The 23,634-nt window shown below is 61.6% G+C and carries 26 protein-coding genes and 1 pseudogene; 13 read left to right on the top strand and 14 right to left on the bottom strand.

What is annotated here, in order from left to right:
* Positions 1-118 precede the first annotated feature (118 nt).
* The 3 genes and pseudogenes from C8K61_RS19800 (at position 119) to C8K61_RS27300 (ending at position 3,210) form a co-directional block, all read left to right on the top strand.
* Positions 119-1,039, top strand: coding sequence for a LysR substrate-binding domain-containing protein (locus C8K61_RS19800; RefSeq protein WP_108098007.1), 921 nt, complete (start codon positions 119-121; stop codon positions 1,037-1,039).
* A 194-nt stretch (positions 1,040-1,233) separates the two neighbouring features.
* Positions 1,234-2,355: pseudogene (locus tag C8K61_RS27305) on the top strand (Cache 3/Cache 2 fusion domain-containing protein); the annotation flags it as partial.
* Positions 2,350-3,210 (top strand): methyl-accepting chemotaxis protein, encoded by an 861-nt coding sequence (locus C8K61_RS27300; protein WP_371920011.1) that lies wholly within the window; start codon positions 2,350-2,352, stop codon positions 3,208-3,210. The pseudogene C8K61_RS27305 and the gene C8K61_RS27300, both read left to right, overlap by 6 nt.
* Positions 3,211-3,282: 72 nt before the next feature.
* Here C8K61_RS27300 and C8K61_RS19790 read toward each other — a convergent pair whose 3' ends face one another.
* The 3 genes from C8K61_RS19790 to C8K61_RS19780 all read right to left on the bottom strand — a co-directional run bounded on the left by C8K61_RS19790 (position 3,283) and on the right by C8K61_RS19780 (position 5,461).
* Entirely contained in the window at positions 3,283-3,507 is a 225-nt protein-coding gene (locus C8K61_RS19790) for a SymE family type I addiction module toxin (protein WP_158272525.1), read from the bottom strand.
* A gap of 159 nt (positions 3,508-3,666) precedes the next feature.
* Positions 3,667-5,160 (bottom strand): YifB family Mg chelatase-like AAA ATPase, encoded by a 1,494-nt coding sequence (locus tag C8K61_RS19785; protein ID WP_108098004.1) that lies wholly within the window; start codon positions 5,158-5,160, stop codon positions 3,667-3,669.
* A 40-nt stretch (positions 5,161-5,200) separates the two neighbouring features.
* Positions 5,201-5,461, bottom strand: coding sequence for an accessory factor UbiK family protein (locus C8K61_RS19780; RefSeq protein WP_108098003.1), 261 nt, complete (start codon positions 5,459-5,461; stop codon positions 5,201-5,203).
* Positions 5,462-5,866: 405 nt separating this feature from the next.
* On the opposite strand from C8K61_RS19780, the gene glnK reads away from it, so the two are divergent.
* From glnK to sutA, 4 genes are all read left to right on the top strand, one after another.
* Entirely contained in the window at positions 5,867-6,205 is a 339-nt protein-coding gene (glnK, locus tag C8K61_RS19775; protein ID WP_003457590.1) for a P-II family nitrogen regulator, read from the top strand.
* Between the two features lie 33 nt (positions 6,206-6,238).
* On the top strand, positions 6,239-7,558 hold the full coding sequence (locus C8K61_RS19770; protein WP_108098002.1) for an ammonium transporter: 1,320 nt from the start codon (positions 6,239-6,241) through the stop codon (positions 7,556-7,558).
* 206 nt (positions 7,559-7,764) lie between these two features.
* The gene (locus C8K61_RS19765; protein WP_108098039.1) at positions 7,765-8,205 is read left to right on the top strand and encodes a secondary thiamine-phosphate synthase enzyme YjbQ; all 441 of its coding nucleotides are present in this window, start codon (positions 7,765-7,767) and stop codon (positions 8,203-8,205) included.
* Positions 8,206-8,282: 77 nt separating this feature from the next.
* Entirely contained in the window at positions 8,283-8,615 is a 333-nt protein-coding gene (gene sutA, locus C8K61_RS19760) for a transcriptional regulator SutA (RefSeq protein ID WP_108098001.1), read from the top strand.
* Between the two features lie 213 nt (positions 8,616-8,828).
* Here the strand turns inward: sutA and C8K61_RS19755 are convergent, their stop codons facing one another.
* The 6 genes from C8K61_RS19755 to C8K61_RS19730 are packed head-to-tail and all read right to left on the bottom strand — an operon-like array spanning position 8,829 to position 13,362.
* Positions 8,829-9,524, bottom strand: coding sequence for an HAD family hydrolase (locus C8K61_RS19755; protein WP_108098000.1), 696 nt, complete (start codon positions 9,522-9,524; stop codon positions 8,829-8,831).
* Positions 9,521-10,417 carry a tyrosine recombinase XerC gene (gene xerC / locus C8K61_RS19750; RefSeq protein WP_108097999.1) on the bottom strand — a complete coding sequence of 299 codons (897 nt, stop codon included), beginning with the start codon at positions 10,415-10,417 and terminating at the stop codon, positions 9,521-9,523. Before xerC ends, C8K61_RS19755 begins: the two co-directional genes overlap by 4 nt.
* 28 nt (positions 10,418-10,445) lie before the next feature.
* A complete protein-coding gene (locus C8K61_RS19745; protein ID WP_108097998.1) occupies positions 10,446-11,147 on the bottom strand; it encodes a DUF484 family protein in 702 nt (233 codons plus the stop codon).
* Positions 11,144-11,974 carry a diaminopimelate epimerase gene (gene dapF, locus C8K61_RS19740; protein ID WP_108097997.1) on the bottom strand — a complete coding sequence of 277 codons (831 nt, stop codon included), beginning with the start codon at positions 11,972-11,974 and terminating at the stop codon, positions 11,144-11,146. Before dapF ends, C8K61_RS19745 begins: the two co-directional genes overlap by 4 nt.
* A gap of 5 nt (positions 11,975-11,979) precedes the next feature.
* Entirely contained in the window at positions 11,980-13,227 is a 1,248-nt protein-coding gene (gene lysA / locus C8K61_RS19735) for a diaminopimelate decarboxylase (RefSeq protein ID WP_108097996.1), read from the bottom strand.
* A gap of 9 nt (positions 13,228-13,236) precedes the next feature.
* Complete coding sequence (locus C8K61_RS19730) at positions 13,237-13,362, bottom strand: lipoprotein (RefSeq protein WP_108097995.1); 126 nt, start codon at positions 13,360-13,362, stop codon at positions 13,237-13,239.
* Positions 13,363-13,521: 159 nt separating this feature from the next.
* Here C8K61_RS19730 and C8K61_RS19725 point away from each other — a divergent pair, with 159 nt between their 5' ends.
* The 5 genes from C8K61_RS19725 (at position 13,522) to C8K61_RS19705 (ending at position 16,612) form a co-directional block, all read left to right on the top strand.
* Positions 13,522-14,559 carry an AraC family transcriptional regulator gene (locus tag C8K61_RS19725; protein ID WP_108097994.1) on the top strand — a complete coding sequence of 346 codons (1,038 nt, stop codon included), beginning with the start codon at positions 13,522-13,524 and terminating at the stop codon, positions 14,557-14,559.
* Between the two features lie 63 nt (positions 14,560-14,622).
* Positions 14,623-14,955: an iron donor protein CyaY gene (gene cyaY, locus C8K61_RS19720; protein ID WP_108097993.1), complete on the top strand. Its 333-nt coding sequence runs from the start codon at positions 14,623-14,625 to the stop codon at positions 14,953-14,955.
* Positions 14,945-15,193 (top strand): DUF1289 domain-containing protein, encoded by a 249-nt coding sequence (locus C8K61_RS19715; RefSeq protein WP_108097992.1) that lies wholly within the window; start codon positions 14,945-14,947, stop codon positions 15,191-15,193. Before cyaY ends, C8K61_RS19715 begins: the two co-directional genes overlap by 11 nt.
* Before the next feature lie 163 nt (positions 15,194-15,356).
* Complete coding sequence (gene rnk, locus C8K61_RS19710; protein ID WP_108097991.1) at positions 15,357-15,761, top strand: nucleoside diphosphate kinase regulator; 405 nt, start codon at positions 15,357-15,359, stop codon at positions 15,759-15,761.
* Positions 15,762-15,811: 50 nt separating this feature from the next.
* A complete protein-coding gene (locus tag C8K61_RS19705; RefSeq protein WP_108097990.1) occupies positions 15,812-16,612 on the top strand; it encodes a lipase family protein in 801 nt (266 codons plus the stop codon).
* Positions 16,613-16,676: 64 nt separating this feature from the next.
* On the opposite strand, the gene C8K61_RS19700 is transcribed toward C8K61_RS19705, so the two are convergent.
* The 4 genes from C8K61_RS19700 to C8K61_RS19685 form a co-directional block, all read right to left on the bottom strand.
* The gene (locus tag C8K61_RS19700) at positions 16,677-19,529 is read right to left on the bottom strand and encodes a class I adenylate cyclase (RefSeq protein WP_108097989.1); all 2,853 of its coding nucleotides are present in this window, start codon (positions 19,527-19,529) and stop codon (positions 16,677-16,679) included.
* 169 nt (positions 19,530-19,698) lie between these two features.
* Positions 19,699-19,944 (bottom strand): TIGR02647 family protein, encoded by a 246-nt coding sequence (locus C8K61_RS19695; RefSeq protein ID WP_108097988.1) that lies wholly within the window; start codon positions 19,942-19,944, stop codon positions 19,699-19,701.
* Between the two features lie 102 nt (positions 19,945-20,046).
* The gene (locus C8K61_RS19690; protein ID WP_108097987.1) at positions 20,047-20,826 is read right to left on the bottom strand and encodes an ABC transporter substrate-binding protein; all 780 of its coding nucleotides are present in this window, start codon (positions 20,824-20,826) and stop codon (positions 20,047-20,049) included.
* 105 nt (positions 20,827-20,931) lie between these two features.
* Positions 20,932-21,216 (bottom strand): hypothetical protein, encoded by a 285-nt coding sequence (locus tag C8K61_RS19685; protein WP_108097986.1) that lies wholly within the window; start codon positions 21,214-21,216, stop codon positions 20,932-20,934.
* Positions 21,217-21,360: 144 nt separating this feature from the next.
* Between C8K61_RS19685 and C8K61_RS19680 the strand changes: the two genes are divergently transcribed.
* Positions 21,361-22,023 (top strand): glutathione S-transferase family protein, encoded by a 663-nt coding sequence (locus tag C8K61_RS19680; protein WP_108097985.1) that lies wholly within the window; start codon positions 21,361-21,363, stop codon positions 22,021-22,023.
* A gap of 109 nt (positions 22,024-22,132) precedes the next feature.
* On the opposite strand, the gene argH is transcribed toward C8K61_RS19680, so the two are convergent.
* Positions 22,133-23,527, bottom strand: a complete 1,395-nt coding sequence (gene argH / locus C8K61_RS19675) for an argininosuccinate lyase (protein ID WP_108097984.1) — start codon at positions 23,525-23,527, stop codon at positions 22,133-22,135.
* Between the last annotated feature and the right edge of the window lie 107 nt (positions 23,528-23,634).

Raw genomic sequence — 23,634 nt, 5'->3', positions numbered from 1 at the left:
GACTTTGCGGTCATGGCGTGAGAAGGTTAATTCTCATGGTTTACCCAGGTGCGCACAAAAGGATAAAAATGATGCTAGGCATGATTTAAACTCATGCCTTGTTTTCTGGAGTAATGCCATGCCACAGCGGCTTCCCGGTTTGTATGCCTTACGCGCCTTTGAGGCGGCGGCCCGTTATGCCTCGTTTACCCGGGCTGCCGAGGAGTTGGCCATTACCCAGAGCGCGGTGAGCCGGCATATCCGCACCCTTGAAGAGCACTTTGGTTGCCGCTTGTTCCAACGCGCTGGGCGCTCGCTACAGCTAACTGAGGCGGCGCGCATGTTATTGCCCGGAATCAGCGACGGCTTTGCGGCCCTGGAGCGCGCTTGCGCCACCCTGAGCGCGGACGACAGCGTGTTGCGCCTGAAAGCGCCCTCCACCTTGACCATGCGTTGGCTGCTGGCGCGGCTGTCGCGGTTTCGCCTGCTGGGCGATGGCATGGAAGTGCAGCTCACCAGTGCCTGGATGGATGTTGATCGGGTCGACTTTCATCACGAGCCCTTCGACTGTGCCGTGCTCTTGGGCAAGGGCGGCTTCCCCGAAGAGTGGGAGTGCGTAGAGCTTTTTGCCGAATGGCTGATTCCCGTGTGCGCCCCGGAAGCGGTTGCCCAGGGGCCATGGGACTTGCCCCGCCTGCAGCAAGCAGAGCTGCTGCACCCCACCCCGGACCGTCGTGACTGGCGCCGTTGGCTGCAGGCCACTGGCCTGACCGAGCAGGTCCCCCTCAAGGGCGGGCAAGTCTTCGACACGCTGGAGCTGGGTATGGTCGCGGCGGCGCGCGGTTATGGCGTGTCGATTGGTGATCTGGTGATGGTGGCCGAGGATGTCGCCCAAGGCAGACTCGGTCTGCCATGGCCCAGCGCGGTAGCCAGCGGCGATAGCTATTACCTGGTCTGGCCCAGGGCCCGGCGCGGGCAAGCGCGTTTTGAACGGTTACGCGATTACCTGCTGGCCGAGGTCGCGGCGATGAAGTTGCCGGACGTCGTACATCTTCGGTAACGTTTCTGTGTTCTATTTCCGACAGAGTACTGGCTAAATGCCGCGTTTTAATTGACGCACGAATTTACTCAAGTATTCTGCGCGCCCCGCCGAACACCTATTCAGCAGGCTGCCTTCCACAAGCGGGCGGCCTTATTTCTGCTTGTATTAGGAAAATGGCCTTCTCACAGCCGTATTACCCGACGGAGATGTAAATGTCCCAGCCCCGCTCTCGCATCGCCTGGCAGCTCGCGTCTGCCCTAGCGGTCATTTTGGTGTTGTTGATTGGTCTGAGCACCTTGTTCGCCTTGCGCTCCTTGAGCAATGCCACCTTGGCTACACGCGAAGAGCACCTGGGCAGCGAAGCACGCCTGCTGGCCGACCAGTTGAGCACCTTCCATGACAGCCTGCGTGAAAGCACCCAGCGCCTGGCGGGGTTGTTCGAGCAGCGTTTTCGCGATGGTTTGAATGTGCACGTCGACGAACGTGTGGCGGTGGGGCCTCTGCAGACGCCCGCGCTGTACCTGGGTGATACGCGTCTGAACAACGAATTCAACGAAGTCGATGAATTCCGCCACCTGACTGCCGGCGTGGCCACGGTGTTCGTGCGCGATGGCGATGAATTCGTGCGCGTCACCACCTCGCTGACCAAGCAAGACGGTAGCCGGGCAATCGGCACGGCATTGGATCACGCCCACCCGGCCTACCAGCGTTTGTTGGGCGGGCAGAATTATGTCGGCCGGGCGCTGCTGTTCGACCGCTTCTACATGACCCAGTACACCCCGGTTACCGATCCGTCAGGCCGGGTGATTGCGGTGCTGTTTGTCGGTTTCGACTACACCGACGCGCAGAACGCACAGTTCGATAACCTCAAACGCTTCCGCATCGGCTCTACTGGCTCGCTGGCCTTGCTCGACGAGCAAAAGCACTGGCTGGTGGCCCCAGCGGGTGCCAAGCAACCTGAGAAGTTCATCGACAGCGTGGTGACGCTGGCAGCTAAACCAGGGCAGGGCGAGTTCTGGGAAGATGGCGAGCAGACCTTCTATAGCGTTGCCATGCCGTTTGCCGGCGGGCCATGGACCGTGTTGGCGAGCATGCCCAAAGCGGAAATCCAGGCGGTGACCTGGCATGTCGGCAGCCAGTTGGCGATCGGCAGCCTGATCACCTTGCTGTTGGCAGTGGGCGCAGTGATCTGGCTTCTGCGGCGCAAGCTGCGGCCGTTGGGCGACTTGGTCGAGCAAGCTCAAGCGCTTGGCAACGGTGATCTCAGCGTGCGTCTGAACATTACCAGCCACGATGAAATCGGCGAGTTGGCTCGCAGCTTCAACCAGATGGGTGAGGCGCTGTCGACCATGGTGTCGCGCATTCGTGGTGCGGCGGAAAACGTCAGCAGCCGTGCCCAGGCATTGGCCGGGTTGTCCTCGGGTGCCTACGAGGGCATCGAGCAGCAATCCGGTGAGATCAGCAGTATGGCGGGCGCGGTGGAAGAGTTCAGCGCGACCTCGCTGAACATTGCCGACAACATGCGCCACACCGAACGCCTGGCCAATGAAAACTCTCAGCAAACCCGGATCGGTCGCACCTCCATGGAAGAGGCTTCGGCCGCGCTGGAGCAGATTTCCAGCTCGCTCAACGGTACTGCCGACGTCATCAACATTCTGGGCCAACGCTCGCAGGAAATTGGCGGCATCGTCAGCGTGATTACCTCCATCGCCGACCAGACCAACTTGCTCGCGCTTAACGCCGCCATTGAAGCGGCTCGCGCCGGCGAACAAGGCCGCGGCTTTGCCGTAGTGGCCGATGAAGTGCGTAGCCTGGCGGGCCGCACCCGCGATGCAACCAATGAAATCTCGGCGATGATCCAGAGTATCCAGGGCGAAACCAGCAGCGCCATTGCCACCATGGAGCAAGGCAAACTGCAGATGCAGGATGGCCTGCAACGCAACGCCAAGGTCGCCCAGGCCCTGACGCAGATTGCAGAGCAAAGCCAGGCCGCCGGTGAGCAGTTCGCTGCCATTACCACTGCAACTGGCGAGCAGAGCAGCACGGCGACCATGCTTAGCAGCAACCTGCAGAGCATCGCGCTGGCCAACAGCGAGCAGCATGAGGTGATCACCAACCTCGCAGAGACCGCCAAGGAGCTGGATAAGCTGGCAGCGGACCTGCGGGCAGAGGTCGGGCGTTTTCAATAGTTCCATGGCAGGCCGGCGCTACGTTGCGCTAAGCCATCAGTAAAAAACTCCCCGGCATCGTCCGGGGATTTTTTATGCCGCTGTAATCACTAGGCAACCCTTAATGATCCGCACGCGGATGGTGTCATTTACCTCGAACCCCGCTTGCTGGAGCCATAGCCCCTTGAGCTGGATCCACGGGATTTGCTTCGGTAGGGCATAGAGATTGTCGCGTTTGCCGGGGCGGGCGTAGTCGGCTGTTACTTTCAGGTGCCGTTCGGTGAAAGCGGGTACTAACGAAACTTCGTGGATGGTCATGGTTGGATCCTCTGCAGCGACTGGATGTGAAGGGAGCCTTGCGGCCCTGCAGCTGCAGTGTGCTCGGCTTAATACTGTATATCCATCCATGTTGTTCTTGTCTTGGTGCGGCAACAACTGAAAAACGGCTGGAGAAATCCCACACGCTTTTGTGGGCGCTCAGCCTTGTGGGGCGCCACGATATTGAAGCGCTTCGGCCAAGTGTGGGCGGGCTATGGCGCTGCTTTGTTCCAGATCGGCCAGGGTGCGCGCGACCTTCAGAATGCGGTGGGCTGCACGTAGTGACAGACCCAGGCGTTCACAAGCGTTCTCCAGCCAGGCTTGGTCGGTAGCCAGTAGCCCGCAGTGCTCGCGCAATCCTGGTAGATCGAGAAAGGCATTGGCCACGCCTTGCCGGCGCACTTGCAGGGCTCTGGCGGCCGCCACTTGCGCCGCGGCGCTAGCGCTATCGGCACCGCTTGGCGGGGCATGCAGTACGGTGGTTTCCCGCGCCACGGTGACTTGCAAATCGATTCGGTCCAGCAGCGGGCCGGACAACTTGCCGCGGTAGCGTTGCAGCTGCTCGGTGCTGCACCGGCAGCGGCCGCTGGGGTCGCCCAGATAGCCGCAAGGGCAGGGGTTCATGGCCGCCACCAGTTGGAAACGTGCTGGAAAATGCACTTTGTCTTTGGCTCGCGCGATGACGATCTGGCCGCTTTCCAACGGTTCGCGCAGCACCTCCAAAACGCGTCGATCGAATTCGGGCAGCTCATCGAGAAACAGCACGCCATGGTGGGCCAGGGTGATCTCGCCGGGTTGTGGACGACTACCGCCGCCGACTAACGCCGGACCCGACGCCGTATGGTGCGGGTGACGAAAAGGGCGCTGCGGCCAGGCGCTCATGGGCGTGTGGCTGGCCACCGACTGGATCGCCGCCACCTCCAGTGCTTCCTGTTCCTCCAGCGGCGGCAGAAGGCCTGGCAAGCGGCTTGCGAGTAAGGTCTTGCCGGTGCCGGGCGGCCCGGTAAACAACAGGTTATGCGAGCCGGCAGCAGCGACCAACAAGGCTCGTTTGGCAGCGGCCTGGCCTTGCACTTCGCTGAGGTCCGGATAGGGCGCACATTGGCGCAACAGGCCTTGGGCCTGATACGGCGCCAGGGTAGTCACGCCATTGAAGTGCGCGGTGAGCTCCAGCAGGTGATCCACCGCCAGTACGCTCAGGCCGGACGCCAGGCTGGCTTCTTCGGCATTGCTGCGAGGCACCACCAAGGTGCGTCCCGCTGCGCGCGCCGCCAGTGCTGCAGGCAATACGCCCTGCACCGGTCTGAGTTCGCCGGAAAGTGCCAGCTCTCCCAGGCATTCCATCTGGGCCAAGGCTGCTGCGGGTACCTGGCCGCTGGCAGCCAGAATGCCGAGAGCAATGGCCAGGTCAAAACGCCCGCCGTCTTTGGGTAAGTCGGCTGGAGCGAGGTTCAAGGTGATGCGACGTTGGGGGAATTCGAAGGCGCAATTCAGAATCGCGCTACGCACGCGGTCTTTGCTTTCCTTGACCGCGGCCTCAGGTAAACCCACCAGAGTGAACGTGGGCAGGCCGTTGGCCAGGTGAGCTTCGACGATGACGGCAGGGGCTTGCACGCCCACTTGGGCGCGACTGTGGACGATGGCCAGAGACATGGATCACTCCTTTGATCACATGCCGCTCAAGCGGAGTGGTTCACTCGCTCGGCGGCGATACCTTTGCTTCCAGATCCGCGACCTTGGCTTCCAGTGCTTCAAGGCGGGCTCGGGTGCGGGCGAGGACGGCCATCTGGCTATCGAACTCTTCGCGGCTGACCAGATCGAGCTTGCTGAAACCACTTTGCAGCAGGGCTTTGAACTGGGTCTCGAATTCACTGCGCGGCAACGGCGTTTCACCATTGAACAGGCGCGAGGCATGGGTGCTTAGGGCGTCGAGCAGGGCTTTAGGCGGCAGCATAAAAGGGTTCCGGAAAAGTCGGCTGGCAGTGTACCACGCAGCATCTAGGCTAACGGCTGAAGGGTTTTGCACGGTTTTGGCGCGTCGCTCACGCGGCGCTTGCACTGTTGTTGCGCGTGACTCGTGTGTGCCCTCTGGTCACGTTGCCGCTTGGGCGCAATAACTCGCTGAATTTCAAGCTTTTCGGCGAGCTGGCAAGGTTTCTGCTTAGTGGCCTATGACGCATGCACCGATGCAGTTCGGATGCGTAAGGCGAAGCGGGGGAGTCGTTTCGTCAGGAGCGATTGGTTGTGTCGAGAGCCCTCCCTGAGGACGTTCGATGCGTTACAAAGCCAGACACTGCGCTTAGACTTGAGCCGGGTTCGTTTTTCCTGGGGCAAGTCCACCAATACGGGAGAGAGTTTCATGAAGTTAGTAACTGCCATCATCAAACCGTTCAAGCTGGACGATGTGCGCGAGTCGCTATCGGAGATCGGCGTGCAGGGCATCACTGTCACTGAAGTCAAAGGCTTCGGTCGTCAGAAAGGCCATACCGAGTTGTATCGCGGCGCCGAATACGTGGTCGACTTCCTGCCCAAGGTGAAGATCGACGTGGCCATTGCTGATGATCAGCTGGACCGCGTTATCGAAGCCATCACCAAGGCGGCCAACACCGGCAAGATCGGTGACGGCAAGATCTTCGTGGTCAATCTGGAACAGGCAATTCGCATCCGTACCGGTGAAACCGGCACCGACGCAATCTAAGCCGCCGAACCCAACGCCCCAGGAGAAAACAATATGACTCTGCGTAAGCTCGCAGGGCTAGGAGCCCTTTTGTCCCTCGTTACCCCCGGCCTTGCAATGGCCGCTGACGAGGTAGTGCTAAATAGCGGTGACACGGCGTGGATGCTCACCGCCACCGCGTTGGTGTTGTTCATGACCATTCCCGGCCTGGCGCTGTTCTATGGCGGCATGGTTCGCTCGAAAAACATCCTGTCGGTAATGATGCAATGCTTCGCCATCACTGGCCTGATCAGCATTCTGTGGGTCGTTTACGGCTACAGCATGACGTTCGATGTCACTGGCATGGAACAGGGCGTTGTTAACTTCAATTCCTTCGTAGGTGGCCTGTCCAAGGCATTCCTCGCCGGCGTAACCCCAGCTAGCCTGACTTACGCTGTGCCGGAAGCTGTGTTCATCACCTTCCAGATGACCTTCGCGATCATCACCCCAGCCCTGATCGTTGGCGCCTTCGCAGAACGCATGAAGTTCTCCGCGATGCTGATCTTCATGGGCGTGTGGTTCACCCTGGTTTACGCACCAATCGCTCACATGGTCTGGAGCGGTAACGGCGGCCTGCTGTGGGACTGGGGCGTACTGGACTTCGCCGGCGGCACCGTGGTGCACATCAACGCCGGTATTGCTGGTCTGGTTGCCTGCGTAGTGATGGGCAAGCGTAAAGGCTACCCAACCACTCCGATGGCTCCGCACAACCTGGGCTACACCCTGGTCGGCGCCGCCATGCTGTGGATCGGCTGGTTCGGCTTCAACGCCGGTTCCGCTGTTGCCTCTAACGGCACTGCCGGTATGGCCATGCTGGTTACCCAGATCGCTACCGCCGCCGCTGCACTGGGCTGGATGTTCGCTGAGTGGATCACCCACGGTAAGCCAAGTGCCTTGGGCATCGCTTCGGGTGTGGTCGCTGGCCTGGTCGGCATCACTCCGGCTGCTGGTACCGTAGGCCCAATGGGTGCTCTGGTTATCGGTCTGGCTGCTGGCGTGATCTGCTTCTTCTGCGCCACCACACTGAAACGCAAACTGGGCTACGACGACTCCCTGGACGCATTCGGCGTACACGGTATCGGCGGTATCGTTGGCGCACTGCTGACCGGCGTTTTCGCAGCTCCGGCACTTGGCGGCTTCGGCACTGTGACCGATATCGGCGCACAGGTTTTCACCCAGTTCAAAGGCGTTGCCTTCACCGTTGTCTACACCGCGATCGTCACCTTCGTGATCCTCAAAGTGCTGGACCTGGTGATCGGCCTGCGTGTCAGCGAAGAGGAAGAGACTGTTGGTCTGGACCTCGCGCAACACAACGAGCGTGGCTACAACCTGTAAGACTTTCTTATAGGCTGCACCCGCACAAAAAATGCCCGGCTCTGCCGGGCATTTTGCATTTTGCGCTACCTTGAATTTACGACCTTTGTCGAGCCCGCTTAGGCTTGAAAACAGCGTTCGCTGAAATAAACTCAAACGCTCTGGCCTGCGCTCTTTGCTTTTTCTGGGAGCACGCTAGAATGCGCGCCGAAACGCCGGAGATGCTTATGTGGCAGCAACGCGAATTCAGCCTGCAAGCACGGCCTCGCGGCTTTCATTTGGTGACCGATGAAGTGACGGCGAAATTGCCGGAACTGCGCAGTTGTCGGGTTGGTCTGTTACATCTGTGGCTGTTGCACACCTCGGCTTCACTGACCATCAACGAGAATGCCGACCCGGCTGTGCGACGCGACTTTGAGCGTTTCTTCAATCGTCTTGCGCCTCAAGCCGACGGCAGTCATGCCGATAGCGGTTACGAGCACAACGATGAGGGCCCGGACGATTTACCGGCGCACTTCAAGGCCAGCGTGCTGGGCTGCCAACTGATACTGCCGATCACGGCCGGACAGTTGGCGCTGGGCACCTGGCAAGGGATTTACCTGGGGGAACACCGTGATTGCGGCGGCCCCAGAAGAGTGCTTGCGACCCTGCAGGGCGAGCCTCTTTGAATTTTTTCTGGCAATGCGCGACAGCGTGCGTTGCTGGGCTATAACTAATCTGCTTTTCGCAAGTCATGAGGTTAAACATGAGCGACGAAGATCTGGAACAAGACGAGCTGGAAGGTGGTGCAGAAGACGACGGCGAAGAGCTGGCGGCTGCTGATGATGGCGTGGCCGATGATGGCGATGACAGCGACAGTGACAGCGATGTCCCGGTAAAGGCTGGCAAGAAAGCCAAGGCTGCCGTCGATATCGATGAGCTGCCGAGCATCGAAGCCAAGCAGAAGGAGCGCGATGCGCTGGAGCGTGCCATGCAGGAGTTCCTGTCCCGTGGCGGCAAGGTGCAGGAAGTCGAGCCCAACGTGGTGGCCGATCCGCCCAAGAAGCCTGACAGTAAATACGGCAGCCGCCCTATTTAAGGTTTAGGCCAACAAAAAGCCCGCCAAATTGGCGGGCTTTTTGTTGGCCTTGCACTTCTGTAGCTCGCTCGATTTCGAGATGTGTCGCGGCTGAAGTCGCACAGATCAAAAGAATCGAGGCTGAAGCCTCCCACAATAAGCCAAGTTTTTCTGTGGGAGAGGAGGACGGCCCTCCGATTCAGCCTCGATTGGTTTTACGCCTCAATAGACGCGTCAGCCCCACTGATCCAGCACGCCTGGCAATTGCGCCAACGCCCGAATCTCTGCATCCGGGCAGCCTTCGCCTTCCCAGCTTTTCCCCTGCGGGTTGAACCAGATTGCCCGCATTCCGGCGTTCTGCGCGCCGCGAATATCGTCGGCCGGATGGTCGCCCACATGCACACCGGCACGTGCTTCTACGCCTGCGTGTTGCAGGGCTGTCACGAACGGCAGCGGGTCCGGTTTGCCGATGCCGAGGTCCTCGGCACACAGGGCGAAGCGGAAATAATCGGCCAGGCCCAGGCGGCGCACGTCGGCGTTGCCGTTGGTTATCACGCCCAGGGTGTAGCGCTCGGTGAGGTGCTCAAGGGTCGGCACCGTGTCGTCGAAAAAAGTGATGCGGTGGCGTGCGTCGAGCATGGCGTGGAAGGCTTGTTCGGCCATGTGCTGTGATTGTTCGGCGCTGTAACCAACCCCCTCCATCGCCAGAAACAACGTGCGTTTGCGCAGTTCGCTGAGGCGATAGCGCAGCGTCGGTTCAGCGGCCAGTACCTGGCTGCGAATTTCCCACAAATGCTCCACTGGCAGCGCCGCCAACAACGGAGCGTTTTCGGCCAGCCAGGTGCGCATGGCGGCCTCGGCGCCAGTGATCACGGGGAGGTTGTCCCACAGGGTGTCGTCGAGGTCGAAGGTGATCAGCTCAATGCTCATGGCTCACTGCTTTTGCGTTTGGCGCGGGGGTGGGCACCGTCGTAGACCGTGGCCAGGTGCTGGAAGTCCAGGTGGGTGTAGATCTGCGTGGTGGCGATGTCGGCGTGCCCGAGCAGTTCCTGGACCGCACGCAGGTCCTGGGAGGATTCGAGCATATGGCTGGCAAAGGAGTGGCGCAGCATATGCGGGTGCAGGTGTTGGCCCAGCTCGCGCACGCCGGCTTGGCCGACGCGTTTTTGAATGGCGCGCGGGCCGAGGCGTTGGCCTTTCGCACTGATGAATACGGCGTCGTCCATCGGGTTGGCCAGGGCGCGTTGCGCCAGCCAGTTTTCGATGGCTTCGCGGGCTTTGCGGCCCAGGGGCAATACGCGGGTTTTGCTGCCTTTGCCGAATACTTCCACCAGCCCGCCGGGCAGGTCCAACTGCTGCAGGTTCAGGCCGGCCAGTTCGGCCAGGCGCAAGCCGGAGGAGTAGAACAATTCGAGCATGGCTTGGTCGCGCAGGCCGATGAAGTCGTCTTCCACCGCACCATCAAGTAGCTGCGCGGTACGGTCGGCATCCAGGGTGCGCGGCAGGCGTCGTTCCCGTTTGGGCGGGGCGATGCCGGTGGCAGGGTCGTGCTGGCAAAGGCCTTCGCCGAGCAGATAGCTGTACAGCCCACGTGTGGCCGAGAGCAAGCGCGCCAGGCTGCGGGCCGACAACCCTTGCTGGTGCAGACGGGCAACGAAGCTGCGCAATTGGCGCACGTCGAGTGTGGCCCAGGAACTGATGCCTTGTTTCTCGCACAGGGCCAGCAGTTTCAGCAGGTCGCGCTGATAAGCTTCGAGGGTATGCGGCGACATCTGCCGCTCGCTGCGCAGGTGTTGCAGGTAGGCATCCAGGGCCGCTTGCATCAAACCGTGCTCCTGCCGACCAGGCGGGTTAGCGTACCGAACGCAGCGGGGTGGCGAAGCGCGGCAATACGCGGGCGAGAACTTCGGCGATGTAGCCGAGGAAGAGGGTCCCGAGGGAGCTTTTGTAGTGCTGGGGGTCTGGGCTGCCGATTGCCAGTACACCGTGCAAGCCTTGGTGGCTGAGGGCAACCACCGCTGCTGAGCCGACGGCGTCACGCTCTTCTTCGCCGAACAGGAAGGCCAGCTCGTGGCTACGCAGCACACCACAAATGGTCTTGCCGTCGGCCAGTAAACCACCGATGGCCTGGTGGGCTTCGGCAAAGCTTACCGAGCGGCCCACGCCGGTTGGGGTTTCGCTGAACAGGGTGAGACTGACGAAGGGCACCTGGAATTCATGGCGCAGGCTGTCTTCGACAGCGCTGACCACTTCTTCCAGGGTGCCGGCGTCGAGCAAGTCGAGGACCAGGCGACGGGTCTTGTCGAACAGCCGATCGTTGTCGCGGGCGACATCCATCAGTTGCGAAAGACGGTGGCGCATTTCGATATTGCGCTCACGCAGCAGCTTGACCTGACGCTCCACCAGCGACACAGACTCACCGCGCTGATGGGGAATGCGCAGTTCGGGAATCAGCTCGTCGTGGTCGACGAAAAACTCCGGGTGGGCCCGCAGGTAGGCGGCCACCGCTTCGGCGTCCAGAGGTGCGATAGGGTCTTGCTGCTTGTCGGTCATAGGCGAACCTGCCCTTCATAAACCCGGACCGCCGGCCCGGTCATCATTACGGGGTGCCCTGGGCCGGCCCATTCAATGAACAGACGGCCTCCAGGCAGTTCGAGTTGCAGGGGTGAATCCATCCAGCCCTGGCTGATAGCGGCTACCGCCGCAGCGCAGGCACCGGTACCGCAGGCCTGGGTTTCCCCGGCGCCACGTTCCCAGACGCGCAGCTTGGCATGCTGACGGTCGATAACTTGCAGAAAACCGACGTTCACGCGCTGCGGGAAACGGGGGTGGTGTTCCAGTTTCGGCCCCAGACTGTGCACGGGTGCATTGGCGACGTCGTCGACGCGCAACACGGCGTGCGGGTTGCCCATGGAGACGGCGGCCAGCGTCACGGCTGTGCCCTCGACATCCACTTGATAGTTCAGCGCCTGGCTGTCGGCCTGGAACGGAATGCGCGCCGGCTCAAGGATCGGTGCGCCCATATTGACGCTGATCTGGCCGTCTGCCCGGACATCCAGCTCGATGATGCCGCCGGAGGTTTCCACGCGGATCTGGCGTTTCATGGTCAGGCGCTTGTCCAGCACGAAGCGCGCGAAGCAGCGCGCACCGTTGCCGCATTGCTCCACTTCCGAACCGTCGGAGTTGAAGATGCGGTAGCGGAAGTCCACCTCAGGGTTGGTCGGGGGCTCCACCAGCAGCAGTTGGTCGAAACCCACGCCGGTGTTGCGGTCGCCCCATTGCTTGGCGTGTTTGGGCTGGATATGCGCGTGCTGGCTGACCAGGTCAAGGACCATGAAGTCATTGCCCAGCCCGTGCATTTTGGTGAATCGCAGCAGCATGACCGTTACTCCGGCAGCAGGCTTTCGCCAGCATAGAGTTCTTGCACGGTCTCGCGGCGACGCACTTCATAAGCCTGTTCGCCGTCGACCAGCACTTCGGCGCAACGGCCACGGGTGTTGTAGTTGGAGCTCATGGCAAAACCATAGGCGCCCGCCGAACACACCGCCAGCAAATCACCTTCTTGCAATGCCAGCTCGCGGCCTTTGGCCAGGAAGTCGCCGGTTTCGCAGATCGGGCCGACGATGTCGTAAGCGCGCGCGGCACCCTCGCGTGGCTGCACGGCCACCACGTCCATCCAGGCCTGGTACAGGGCCGGGCGGATCAGGTCGTTCATGGCCGCATCGACGATGGCGAAGTCTTTGTGTTCGGTGTGCTTGAGGTATTCCACCTGGGTCAGCAGCACGCCGCCATTGGCGACGATGTAGCGGCCAGGCTCGAACACCAGCTTCAGGTCGCGGCCGGCGGTGCGTTCACGCACGGCTTTGATGTAGTCGCTAACCAGCGGTGGCGTTTCGTCTTTGTAACGCACGCCAACACCGCCACCCAGGTCCAGGTGCTGAATCTGGATGCCACGTGCGGCGAGGCGGTCGATCAACGCCAGCAGGCGGTCGAGGGCGTCGAGGAACGGCGGCAGGCTGGTCAGTTGCGAACCGATATGGCAGTCCACCCCCAGCACTTTCAGGTTCGGCAGCTCTTGAGCGCGGGCGTATACCGCTTCGGCATCAGCAATGGCGATGCCGAATTTGTTTTCTTTGAGGCCGGTGGAAATGTACGGGTGGGTGCCGGCGTCGACATCCGGGTTGACCCGCAGGGAGATCGGCGCGATCAGGTCCTGCTCGGCAGCCACCTGTTGCAGGCGCTCCAGCTCATCGGTGGACTCGACGTTGAAGCAATGCACGCCCACTTCCAGCGCGCGGCGCATGTCGTCACGGCTTTTGCCAACGCCGGAGAACACGATTTTGCCTGGCTCGCCACCTGCCGCCAGCACGCGTTCCAGTTCGCCCGAGGAGACGATGTCGAACCCGGCGCCCAGACGGGCCAGCAGGTTCAGAACGGCCAGGTTGGAGTTGGCTTTTACCGCGTAGCAGACCAGATGCGGTACGCCTTGCAGGGCGTCGGCATAGGCATTGAATTGCGCGCTGATGTGCGCCCGCGAGTAAACGTAGGTGGGAGTACCAAAACGCTCGGCAATGGCGGACAACGCCACACCCTCCGCAAACAGTTCGCCTGTGCGGTAATTGAAGGCGTGCATACCGCCTCCTTAATGGGTGTGTTCAGCAGACGGTTGATCTTCGCCTGGCAGGTACAGCGGGCCTTTCTGGCCGCAGCCGCCGAGCAGAGACGAAATAGCGACGAGCGCGATAAGGGCAGTCAGTAGCCGCTTCATGGCGGATTCCTTGTAAAAGCAGTGATTGCGCCCGAGTATACCGGCCCCCCGGCGCCTTGCCTATGCGCCAGCCACTCAACCAGGACTCCCGTGCAGCGGGCTCTGGCGCTATCGTAGGGGGCTATGTTGTTGCCACTTCCGGTCCATTCAGGAGCTACGATGGATACCCCCACGCCCCTCGCCGGCTCAGTCTCGGTCGCCTATTTGCAGGGGCTGCTGGACTATCTGGGCCGCCAGGGCATCGCCGCCGAGACGCTACTGGAACCCTTGCAACTGAGCCCGGGGTTGTTGGCTCAGCGCGACCAGCGGGTGGCCGCCTCGGTGTATCTGGAGTTGATGGCGCGTGGCGTGGCACTGACCGGCGATGAGTTTTTCGGCCTTCACCTGGGCGAGGCGGTGCGCCCCGGTTACTACGGCGTGCTCGGTTACCTGTTGATGAGCTGCGCCACCCTTGGCGATGCCCTGCACCGGCAGGCGCGCTACGCCACGTTGGTGGGCAGCCTGGGGCATGTCGATCTGGCCGATGAACCTGCTCGCCCAGGCCTGGAGCCGCAGGTGGCGCACAGCTGGCAGCCGCTGTTGCCGCAACAGCAGCGCCAATTGAGCGAAGAAACCCTGGCCGGCTGGACCACCTTTGGCCACTGGATCAGTGGTCTGGACATCCCGCCCACCGAGGTGCGCTTCCAGCATCCAGCACCGGCCGATACCACGGAGTACCAGCGCATCTTCCGCTGCCCGGTGCTTTTTTCTCAGGCCGACAACGCCCTGGTATTCCCCAAACGTTTGCTCCAAGCGCCGCTCGGTCAGGCCGATGCGCAGGTGCGGCAAATGCTCGATGGCTACGCCGACCGCCTGCTCAGCGAATTACGCCAAGGTCAGCAGGTTCTCGACCGCGCGCGCCTGGAGCTGGCCAAACAACTGGCAGACGAGGGGCCGGACCTGGAGCGCCTGGCGCAGATTCTGGCACTCAGTCCACGCACCTTGCAGCGCCGTCTGCGCGAGACCGGGTTATCATTCAGCCAACTGGTCGACGAGACCCGTCAGCAGCTGGTACTTCAATACTTGCGCGATCCGACGCTGGAATTGGCTGACATCGCCTTTTTTGTCGGTTTCAGCGAGGCCGGTTCGCTGGCTCGCGCGTTCCGCCGCTGGACCGGGCAGAGTCCCGCCGAATACCGCCGTGCGCTGCTGAGCTGACACCCTATAACTGCTGCAACGCACACTGTGACGTTGCCTTATTTTTTGCCTGAGGTGCCCGTTATGAGTTTGACCGAAGCGCGTTTTCACGACCTGGTGGATGCCACCCAGGAATCGGTAGAAGACATTTTCGATGACAGCGGCCTGGACCTCGACCTGGAAAACTCCGCCGGCATCCTCACCGTGCGTTTCGCCAATGGCACGCAACTGATCCTCAGCCGCCAGGTGCCGATTCGTCAGCTCTGGGTGGCGGCTCGCTCCGGTGGTTTCCACTTCGATTACGACAGCGCCACCGATCGCTGGATCTGCGACACCAGCGATGAACTGCTCGGTGAAATGCTCGCGCGCATCACCCTGGAGCAAGCCGAAGAGGCGATCGAGTTCGATGAGCTCTGAGAACGCCAGCAGCGCGGTGCTGTTCCAGCCGGTCGCCGGCACCCAGGCGCCGGCTGAAGATATCGTGCTGTCGCCTTGCCGCCGCCAATGCTGCCTGGATGATGAGGACGTGTGCGTGGGGTGCGGTCGCCTGCTGTCGGAGATACGTGAATGGAAAGCCGCCGACAGCCCGCGGCGCCGCGAAATTATCGAGCTTGCGCTGACGCGGGTGAAACCCTCGCCTTTTGATCAGTCTTGACCAACGGGTCATGTCTTGTGCTACGGTCAGCCCAACCTCGTCCATACGAGGTGGCTAAAAACCCCGGCTTCGGTCGGGGTTTTTCTTTATTACCGCCTAGGGTTTGTCGCCTTGCACGCCATTGTTGGCGGCGGCATGCCTGCTGATTGTGAGTACCGTATTCATGACTGCTCCTGCGATCACCATTACCCGTCTGGACCTGCAACGCCTGGAACGGCTGCTTGATAACCTGGACGACTTCGGCCCCGGTGCCCAGGCCCTGGAGGCCGAACTGGCGCGCGCCCAGGTCGTCGGCCATGACGAAGTGCCGGCCGGCGTGGTGACCATGAATTCGCGAGTGTTCTGCCGCGAAGAAGGCAGCGGCAAGGAATATCACCTGACCCTGGTTTATCCCCAGGACGCTGGCGGCGAAGGTACCGTGTCGATCCTCGCGCCGGTCGGCAGCGCCTTGCTGGGGTTGTCGGTAGGCCAACACATCGACTGGCCGACGCCGGCCGGCAAGCTGATCCAGCTGACGTTGCTGGCCGTCGAATACCAACCCGAAGCGGCCGGCGCCTATAGTCAGTGATCGACGCGGGTTTTTAGAGTAGCGGCTCATTTACTGACAAGGAGGTCGAAATGCCCAGCTTACCGATGTACTTTCCCCCGGCGTTTTCCCTGTCCCAGGCGTTGCTTTGCGCTGATCTGGTGAACTACGGCTATGCCCAGTACGACCAGTGGGTGACCCAGGGCAAACCGCGCAAGCCTGAAGACTTCACCTGGCAACTGCCGCCACTGGATGGCTGGCAGTTTTCCGTGCCCGTGTGGAGCGTGCTCAGCGAGCTGCACTTTCTCAATGAGTCGGAACCCTTCGGCTTCGCCGCGCGCGACCCTGAGGGTGCGGTGTACCTGGTGTTTCGCGGCACCGATACGGTGCAGGACTGGCTCGATGACCTTGACCTGCCGCAGCGCAGCTACCCCTGGTTAAACGATGTCGGTCTGGTCCACGACGGTTTCCTCAAACTCTATACCTCGTTGCGCGACCTGGCCTTGCAGGCCGTCGACGAACTGCGCCCGCAAGGGCCTCTGTGGGTTTGCGGCCACAGTTTGGGCAGCACGCTGTCGAGCCTGGCGGTACTGGATATGCGTGAGCGCTGGCCGGGCCTGAGCTTGCAGCACTACAACTTCGCCAGCCCGCGCCTGGCCTCACCCGCCTTTGCCAGTTACTACAACGCGCTGGAGGTGCCGACGTATCGGGTGGTGAACGACAGCGATCTGGTGCCCGAAGTGCCGCCGGGGGTCAGCGACAATTGGCTCTACCAGCACCTGGGCCAAGCCATTACTTTTACCGCCAGCTATGCCAGCGTGGCGGGCGATCACAGCTTGGCCGATTGTTACCTGTATGCGTTGAACAACCCGCAGGCGCCGATGAAGAGTTGATCCAATCCCACGTCGGCGTTTTCAGGTCCGGCGCATCGCGGCTGAAGCCAGTTCTGCAGTCGCGTCAGGCGCGCTGCAACGCGCTGTTCAGCGCCGCTTCCAGGCGGGTTTTGTAGCGCAGGTAATGGATGGTCTGCGTCTGGCTTTCGCCGAGTACGCGGGACAGGTCCAGGTCGGTGATGTAGCACGGATAGCGCTCATGGCCGCTGCGTTGCGAGAGGATGTGGCGGGCCACGGCGCTGAACAGTTCGTTGCCGTATTCCAGTTCGGAAAATTCGCGGTGGTTACAAAACAGGGTGACGTGCACGCGGCCCTGTTCGGCCGGTTCGACGATTGCTTGTACGTCATAGAACGGGTGGCTGACGGCCGTCTGCGGTGGCGCGCGGCGCTCGAGGAACTGTGCGCGCATTGGCGCCGGCGGCAGCACCTCGTAGTAGAGAATGTCCAACGCCTCGGTCTGGGTCAGGTCGGCGTCCAACGGCAGCTGCGCATTGCGGCGGTAGAACACGGACTGCAGGAAACGCTGCAGCGGAGTCAGCAGGCTTTGTTCGTCGCGGAACGGCAGGCGCTGCCTCCAGAGCGCATTGCGCTCGTCCAGCACGGTCAGCTCGGCCACTTCTTCGTGCAGACGGTAGAACACCTGGATGCAATCCGGGCGGCCCAGGGGGAGGATCAACGCCAGGTCTTCGCCTTCCAGGGCGTGGCGGTCGAGGTGCAGTGGGCTGTAGCTGTTCTGCTCGCTGCCCAGTTGCTCCAGCAGCGCCGGCAGGTTGTTCAGAGCCACGTGGTCGACTTGCCCTGGCGTGAGTTTCAGCACGTGGTACTGCTGTTGAATCTGTACCAGGTAACGCTGGCCGCGCTCGCCGACAAAATGCGAAAGAATGTCGCGGAACAGTTCTTCCACCCGCTCGGCAATCGCCTGCGCACGGTTGCGGCAGAAGCAGCGCACTTTCAGCGTCGGCAATTTGCCGCCGGGCGGCAGGCTGTTGAGAAAATCGCGCAGGCAATCGAGCAGGGCGTTGGGGCCGTCGTAGCGGCTGACGGACAACTCGTTCCAGCTGTTGAGGCTGACCTGGTCGAGGGTCAGCACCAGGTTTTCCCGTACCCCGGAATAACCCAGCGAATCGGTGCGGCCGGTGGTCATGTGCACATTGAGCTGGCTGTGCTGCTTGAGCGGGTCGATGCCGACGTTGACCAACAGCAGCACCTCGTTCGGCGCGCTGCTGTGCAGCAGGGCGTCTTCGCTCACCGCCGGCAATGGCAAAGGCACGGCCTGTTGCAGGCTGCCGAGCAGGTTGGACAGCTCGAATTCGGTGAGGTCGCTGTCGCCGGGGTGCAGGGCGATGCGTGTGCTGCTGTCGATCACACCATTGCGGTGACACCAGGCCAGCAGCTCGATCAGCTCGCGCGCCCGCTTCAGTGGGGCGAAGTCGCGCCATTCCTGGCCGCCCATGCTGCCGTTGTACAGCGCCCATTGGCTTTCGTCGTTGCCATCACCGTTGGTGTTGAACACCAGGGTCAGGTTGTCTTCGGCCAGGTCCGGGGCGATACCAGGGTTGATGAACTCGATCTTGCCGGCCTTGCGTTCGAAGGCGGCATACAGGCGTCGACCGAGCACGCCGAGGTCGCGGCTGTTAAGCGAACTGGCGGCCTGCTGGGTGCGCGCAAACTGCGACAGAAAGCGGTAGCTGTACGTCAGCTCGTTGACTAGTACCCGGCGTTCGGCGCTGACCTGGCGCACTTTCCATTGGCTGCGGCTGTCGAGCATTGCCAATTGCCGGTGTTGCCAGCCCCAGCCGGCGGTGAGCTTTTCCAGCAGCAGGCGCTGCCAACTTTTGCGCCGGTTGCGCGGCGGGGTGCTGATTTTTTTGTTCACCTTGAGGTACAGGCAGCGACGGATCAGCTCCAGGCGCTCGGTTTCGCCACGACCGCTGAGGTATTCCTCAAGGCGACGGTAGACCACGATGTAGGGGTCGAGCTCGTCGAGGTCGAGCTGGTTGCTGAACACCGCCTGCTTAAAGCGCAGGCTCAGGCATTCGACGTTCGGGTGCTCGCTGGCGTACACCTCGGTGAGCAGCAGCTTGAGCGCCGATTTGTACGGCGACTCGATGCCCTTGAACAGCTGCCACATGCCGGCGCCAATAAACTCACCGGGCGGGATGGTGGCCAGGTGGCCGAGGTCGAGCACCTCGTCAGCGCGGATAAAACGTTTGCTCAGCAACTGATGGGTGTATTCGGCATAGCGTTTTTCTTCGTACACCGGTACCAGCCACCACAGCGGTGTACGCCCGGCCAGCCAGATTGCGGTGCGGTAGAACTCATCCAGCAGCAGGTAGTGCTGGGTGGTGCCGCAATCGTCGGAGGTCAGTTGCGCCTCGCGGTCACCGACGGTGAAACGCGCCGGGTCGATCAGGAAAAAATGCGCCTCGGCGCCCTGAGTCGCGGCCCATGTTTCCAGCAGCGCACATTTGCGCGTCAGCTCCTGAATTTCCTGGGCGGTCAGATTGGGCGCGTGGCAGACCCACACGTCCATGTCGCTCTGCTCGGCCTGCGCCACGGTGCCGAGGCTGCCCATCAAAAAAAGGCCATGGATCGGCATCGGCGGGTTGCCGCGTCGCGCCTTGTAGACAAACGAACGGGTCAGGCGCTGCGCTTCGCTGAGCAGTTCGTCGTCCGGCTCATAGCCGGATAGGCCCGCCGGGGTCAGGCCGGAGACATAGCCAGGGAGCAATGGGTGGTTAACGTGAAACAGCAGTGGCAGCAGCTTGAGCACCAGTTGCTGGCGCGTTGACAGGCCCTGCATGGCGCGGTCCAGACGGCCGCTATTGACCTTGAGAAAGCGCGCGCGCAGCTGCGCCAGAACCTTGCGATCGATCCCCTCGTCGATGTCGGGACGAATTTCCTGGGTGCGCGTCATAGCTAACTCATGCCGGTTGGTGGGGCTAGATTAACAGCCGCGAAACGCCGGTGGCAGAGCCTAAATATCGTCCAGATTGCTAGCGACTTGAGGGGCCAGGCAAAAACAGCCGGGGTTGGCGCTTATCGCCGGTCCGTGGCCGCTTCTGCCTGCGCGGGTCAGCGTTGACTTACGCCGCTTCTTCAACCGTCAGAATGGTCAGCAGGTCCTGGGCATGCTGGGCGGCGTCGAGGCCGAGGCTGGTCAGGTAGCCGCCATCGGGCAGAGTTACCAGGCCTTTGTCGTGCAGGCGTAAGGTGGCCGCAATGGCCGTAGGCGAGGCGATGTGGTGAACCTTGAGGCCTTCCTTGGTGTTGGAAAGGTTGTATAGGGCAAGAATTTCCAGCTCAGCAATCAGTTCAGGGGTAAATGACATGTTGGCTCCAGATTCTTGTAAGTGGCCCCGCTCGTACAGCGAGCCGGTGGCACAGTGAGACCCCAGACAGCGGGCAGAGGGATCGGTGTGGGGAGCGGCCGTTCAAGGGGCGGCGGTCTGCTTGTTCCTCCAGGTGTCGATGATCTGTTGATAGCGGCCATCGCTTTCGATCAGGCGCATGCCTTGGTCGAAACGCTCAAGCAACGCGTCGGCTTCGGGATGGTGACGGGAAAAGGATAGATAAAGATCGGGACGGTGCACGGTCATCACCGGGATAAATTGCCCGCGCAGCTCCGGGTGCTCTTCGAACAGCTGCAAGGCCGTGCCACGAAACGCCAGCATGTAGTCGACGCGTCGGCGTTGCAGCATCAGAAAACCGTTGATGTCCTTGCGCACCAGGATGCGGCTCAGGCGCGTGTCGTTGTCGAAATCAGCACCGTATTCATAACCATTGGTGACGGCCACGGTCTTGCCGACCAACTGGTCGAGGCTGTTCAGCGGTTTGCCGTTGTCTGCGCGTGCCCACAGCAGAATCGATTCGCTGAACAGTGGGTGGTGGGGCAGGCGGTACTCTTCAGCGATTTTCGGGTTGGGCGAGGTGTTGAAGCAGGCGACGATCTGCCCGCGCAGGGCTAACTGCATGCAGCGTGAATAGGGGAAGGATTCCAGCTGGATCTCGGTGCCGGTGGCGGCAAACGCGGCTTTGACGATGTCCACCGACATGCCCTGGATTTCCCCGTCGCGCAGGGCGGTGTAGGGGTACCAATCGTCTTCGGCGCCAATCTGAATGGTTTCAGCCTGAGCGCGAAGCAAACCCAGGGCGGCAAATAGCAGGGCCGCACACAGGGTTGTCCAACTGCTGAAATAGACACGATGGGTCATCGCTACAGACTCAGAAGCCACCCGGGTCGGGGGCGGGTCACAGCATGGTGCTATGACCGTGAGGCTAATCCGCTGCCCTGAGTCAAGGCAAGCGCCGCTTGTTGTCTATTCGTCTTCGTCGCTGCCGGCGGGCAAATCTGGCAGGGCGCGTAGGGCTTGCTCGTACCAGGCGGTGTCGAAGGGACGGTCGGCATCGAGCATGGCGTCGATCTCATGGGCGAGCACCAGGGCCATCAATTGCAGGATTTCTTCGCGCGGGTAACCGACCAGGGTCAGCTTGTTGTAAGCGGCTTTGGCGGCCGGCGGGTTGTCGGTTTCGATCTGGTTTTCGATGGCCTGGGTCAGGGTCGCTTCGGCGAAGGCTTCTTCGCTTTCATCGTGTTCGCTCATGGTGAGCTCCTCGGGAAACAAGGCGGCAGTGTGCCACGGTCTGTGGGCGATGGCGTACGCATTCATGTGGCTGATGGCGCTGGGCGATCCGCTGCGAGCGGTTTATAAGGTGCAACGCCCACTCCACCAGGAACGGAGACAGTCATGCTCAAACTGCACGGTTTTTCGGTTAGCAACTACTACAACATGGTCAAACTGGCGCTGCTGGAAAAAGGCATTCCCTTTGAAGCGGTCGATGTGCACGGCGGTCAGCGCGAAGAGTTTCTGCGCATTAGCCCCCGCGGCAAAGTGCCGGTGTTGCAGACCGAGCAGGGCTTTATCAACGAAACCAGCGTGATCCTCGAATACATCGAAGAAACCCAGAGCGGCAAAGCGCTTCTGCCCAGCAACCCGCAAGAGCGCGCGTATGTGCGCTCACTGATGCGCGAGATCGAGCTGTACATCGAACTGCCGGCCCGCGCCTGTTATCTGGAGGCGTTCTTTGGCGGCAAAGTGGATGAGGCGATCAAGGCCAAGAGCAAAGAAGACCTGACCTTGGGCATCGCCAGCCTGAAACGCCATGGCACGTTCGCCCCGTACCTGGCTGGAGAGCAGTTGAGCCTCGCCGACCTGTACTTCCTCTACAGCCTGGACTTGGCCTGCGTGGTGATGGGCAAGGTTTTCGCCACCGACGTGCTGGCCGATTTTCCGCAGGCCAAGGCGCTGTTCAAGCTGCTGAGCCAGAACCCCAATGTGCAGAAAGTGGCGGCGGACAAGGATGCCGAGATGGAGCAGTTTCTGGCGATGGCGCGCGGCGCCAAGAAGTAGTTTTCAGAAGCTGAAAAGCATCGCGGCTAACCGGCGCGCCGGACCGGCCGCTCCTACGAGATTTCACAATCCGTAGGAGCGGCTTTAGCCGCGATGGGTGTTGCAGGAATTAACGACCAGCCAGCAATGCCTTGCCACGCACCACCGCTGCCCGCACCTGATTCGGCGCGGTGCCGCCGATATGGTCACGGGCATTCACCGAGCCTTCCAGGGTCAGCACGGCGAACACGTCCTGGTCGATCTGGTCGCTGAATTTACGCAGCTCTTCCAGGCTCATCTCGGCCAGGTCCTTGCCGGTTTCCACACCGTATTTCACCGCATGGCCGACGATCTCGTGGCAGTCGCGGAAGGGCAGGCCCTTGCGTACCAAGTAGTCGGCCAGGTCGGTGGCGGTGGAGAAACCGCGCAGGGCGGCTTCGCGCATGATCGCGGTTTTCGGCTTGATCGCCGGCACCATGTCGGCGAAGGCGCGCAGGCTGTCGCGCAAGGTGTCGGCGGCGTCGAACAGCGGCTCTTTGTCTTCCTGGTTGTCCTTGTTGTAGGCCAGTGGCTGGCCCTTCATCAGGGTCAGCAGGCCCATCAAGGCGCCGAACACACGGCCGGACTTGCCACGCACCAGCTCGGGCACGTCGGGGTTTTTCTTTTGCGGCATGATCGAGCTGCCCGTGCAGAAGCGATCCGGCAGGTCGATGAACTGGAACTGCGCGCTGGTCCACAGCACCAGCTCTTCGGAGAAGCGCGACAGGTGCATCATCGCCAGCGAGGCAGCGGCGCAGAATTCAATGGCGAAGTCGCGGTCGGACACGCCGTCCAGCGAGTTGCCGCCGACGGCATCAAAACCCAGCAGCTCGGCGGTGATTTCGCGCTGAATCGGGTAGGTGGTGCCGGCCAGTGCGGCCGAGCCCAGGGGCATGCGGTTGGTGCGCTTGCGGCAGTCGACCAGGCGCTCATAGTCACGCGAGAGCATTTCGAACCAGGCCAACAGGTGATGGCCGAAGGTCACCGGCTGAGCAGTCTGCAGGTGGGTGAAGCCCGGCATGATGGTGCCGGCTTCGCGCTCGGCCTGTTCCAGCAGGCCCTGTTGCAGGCGGGTGATTTCGCTGAGGATCAGGTCGATTTCATCGCGCAGCCATAGGCGGATGTCGGTGGCCACCTGGTCGTTGCGCGAGCGGCCGGTATGCAGCTTCTTGCCGGTTACACCGATGCGGTCGGTCAGACGCGCTTCGATGTTCATGTGCACGTCTTCCAGGTCCACACGCCAGTCGAAGGTGCCGGCTTCGATTTCGCCCTGAATCTGCTTCAAGCCGTTTTCAATCGCGTCGCGCTCATCGCTGGTGAGCACGCCGACCTTGGCCAGCATCGTCGCGTGGGCGATCGAGCCCATGATGTCGTGGCGGTACAGGCGTTGGTCGAAGTTGACCGAGGCAGTGAAGCGGGCAACAAAGGCGTCGACTGGTTCGCTGAAGCGGCCGCCCCAGGATTGGTTGGTCTTTTCGGTGCTCATGGCAATGGCTCGGCTGGTGCGCAAAACGGGCAGACCGCGGTGGGCGGCCGGCGTGGAAAATTGTGCGGATGATAACAGGGTAGCGGGCAAAATCGCCGCGCCGCTTT

The organism is Pseudomonas sp. GV071, from assembly GCF_003050835.1.
Taxonomy (GTDB): Bacteria; Pseudomonadota; Gammaproteobacteria; order Pseudomonadales; family Pseudomonadaceae; genus Aquipseudomonas.
This window is presented reverse-complemented; position numbering and strand designations above follow the sequence as displayed.

Coding starts and splice junctions, on each gene's coding strand:
- C8K61_RS19800 (WP_108098007.1), top strand. CDS start 119: ATGCCACAGCGGCTTCCCGGTTTGTATGCCTTACGCGCCTTTGAGGCG.
- C8K61_RS27300 (WP_371920011.1), top strand. CDS start 2,350: ATGGGTGAGGCGCTGTCGACCATGGTGTCGCGCATTCGTGGTGCGGCG.
- C8K61_RS19790 (WP_158272525.1), bottom strand. CDS start 3,507: ATGACCATCCACGAAGTTTCGTTAGTACCCGCTTTCACCGAACGGCAC.
- C8K61_RS19785 (WP_108098004.1), bottom strand. CDS start 5,160: ATGTCTCTGGCCATCGTCCACAGTCGCGCCCAAGTGGGCGTGCAAGCC.
- C8K61_RS19780 (WP_108098003.1), bottom strand. CDS start 5,461: ATGCTGCCGCCTAAAGCCCTGCTCGACGCCCTAAGCACCCATGCCTCG.
- glnK (WP_003457590.1), top strand. CDS start 5,867: ATGAAGTTAGTAACTGCCATCATCAAACCGTTCAAGCTGGACGATGTG.
- C8K61_RS19770 (WP_108098002.1), top strand. CDS start 6,239: ATGACTCTGCGTAAGCTCGCAGGGCTAGGAGCCCTTTTGTCCCTCGTT.
- C8K61_RS19765 (WP_108098039.1), top strand. CDS start 7,765: ATGTGGCAGCAACGCGAATTCAGCCTGCAAGCACGGCCTCGCGGCTTT.
- sutA (WP_108098001.1), top strand. CDS start 8,283: ATGAGCGACGAAGATCTGGAACAAGACGAGCTGGAAGGTGGTGCAGAA.
- C8K61_RS19755 (WP_108098000.1), bottom strand. CDS start 9,524: ATGAGCATTGAGCTGATCACCTTCGACCTCGACGACACCCTGTGGGAC.
- xerC (WP_108097999.1), bottom strand. CDS start 10,417: ATGCAAGCGGCCCTGGATGCCTACCTGCAACACCTGCGCAGCGAGCGG.
- C8K61_RS19745 (WP_108097998.1), bottom strand. CDS start 11,147: ATGACCGACAAGCAGCAAGACCCTATCGCACCTCTGGACGCCGAAGCG.
- dapF (WP_108097997.1), bottom strand. CDS start 11,974: ATGCTGCTGCGATTCACCAAAATGCACGGGCTGGGCAATGACTTCATG.
- lysA (WP_108097996.1), bottom strand. CDS start 13,227: ATGCACGCCTTCAATTACCGCACAGGCGAACTGTTTGCGGAGGGTGTG.
- C8K61_RS19730 (WP_108097995.1), bottom strand. CDS start 13,362: ATGAAGCGGCTACTGACTGCCCTTATCGCGCTCGTCGCTATTTCGTCT.
- C8K61_RS19725 (WP_108097994.1), top strand. CDS start 13,522: ATGGATACCCCCACGCCCCTCGCCGGCTCAGTCTCGGTCGCCTATTTG.
- cyaY (WP_108097993.1), top strand. CDS start 14,623: ATGAGTTTGACCGAAGCGCGTTTTCACGACCTGGTGGATGCCACCCAG.
- C8K61_RS19715 (WP_108097992.1), top strand. CDS start 14,945: ATGAGCTCTGAGAACGCCAGCAGCGCGGTGCTGTTCCAGCCGGTCGCC.
- rnk (WP_108097991.1), top strand. CDS start 15,357: ATGACTGCTCCTGCGATCACCATTACCCGTCTGGACCTGCAACGCCTG.
- C8K61_RS19705 (WP_108097990.1), top strand. CDS start 15,812: ATGCCCAGCTTACCGATGTACTTTCCCCCGGCGTTTTCCCTGTCCCAG.
- C8K61_RS19700 (WP_108097989.1), bottom strand. CDS start 19,529: ATGACGCGCACCCAGGAAATTCGTCCCGACATCGACGAGGGGATCGAT.
- C8K61_RS19695 (WP_108097988.1), bottom strand. CDS start 19,944: ATGTCATTTACCCCTGAACTGATTGCTGAGCTGGAAATTCTTGCCCTA.
- C8K61_RS19690 (WP_108097987.1), bottom strand. CDS start 20,826: ATGACCCATCGTGTCTATTTCAGCAGTTGGACAACCCTGTGTGCGGCC.
- C8K61_RS19685 (WP_108097986.1), bottom strand. CDS start 21,216: ATGAGCGAACACGATGAAAGCGAAGAAGCCTTCGCCGAAGCGACCCTG.
- C8K61_RS19680 (WP_108097985.1), top strand. CDS start 21,361: ATGCTCAAACTGCACGGTTTTTCGGTTAGCAACTACTACAACATGGTC.
- argH (WP_108097984.1), bottom strand. CDS start 23,527: ATGAGCACCGAAAAGACCAACCAATCCTGGGGCGGCCGCTTCAGCGAA.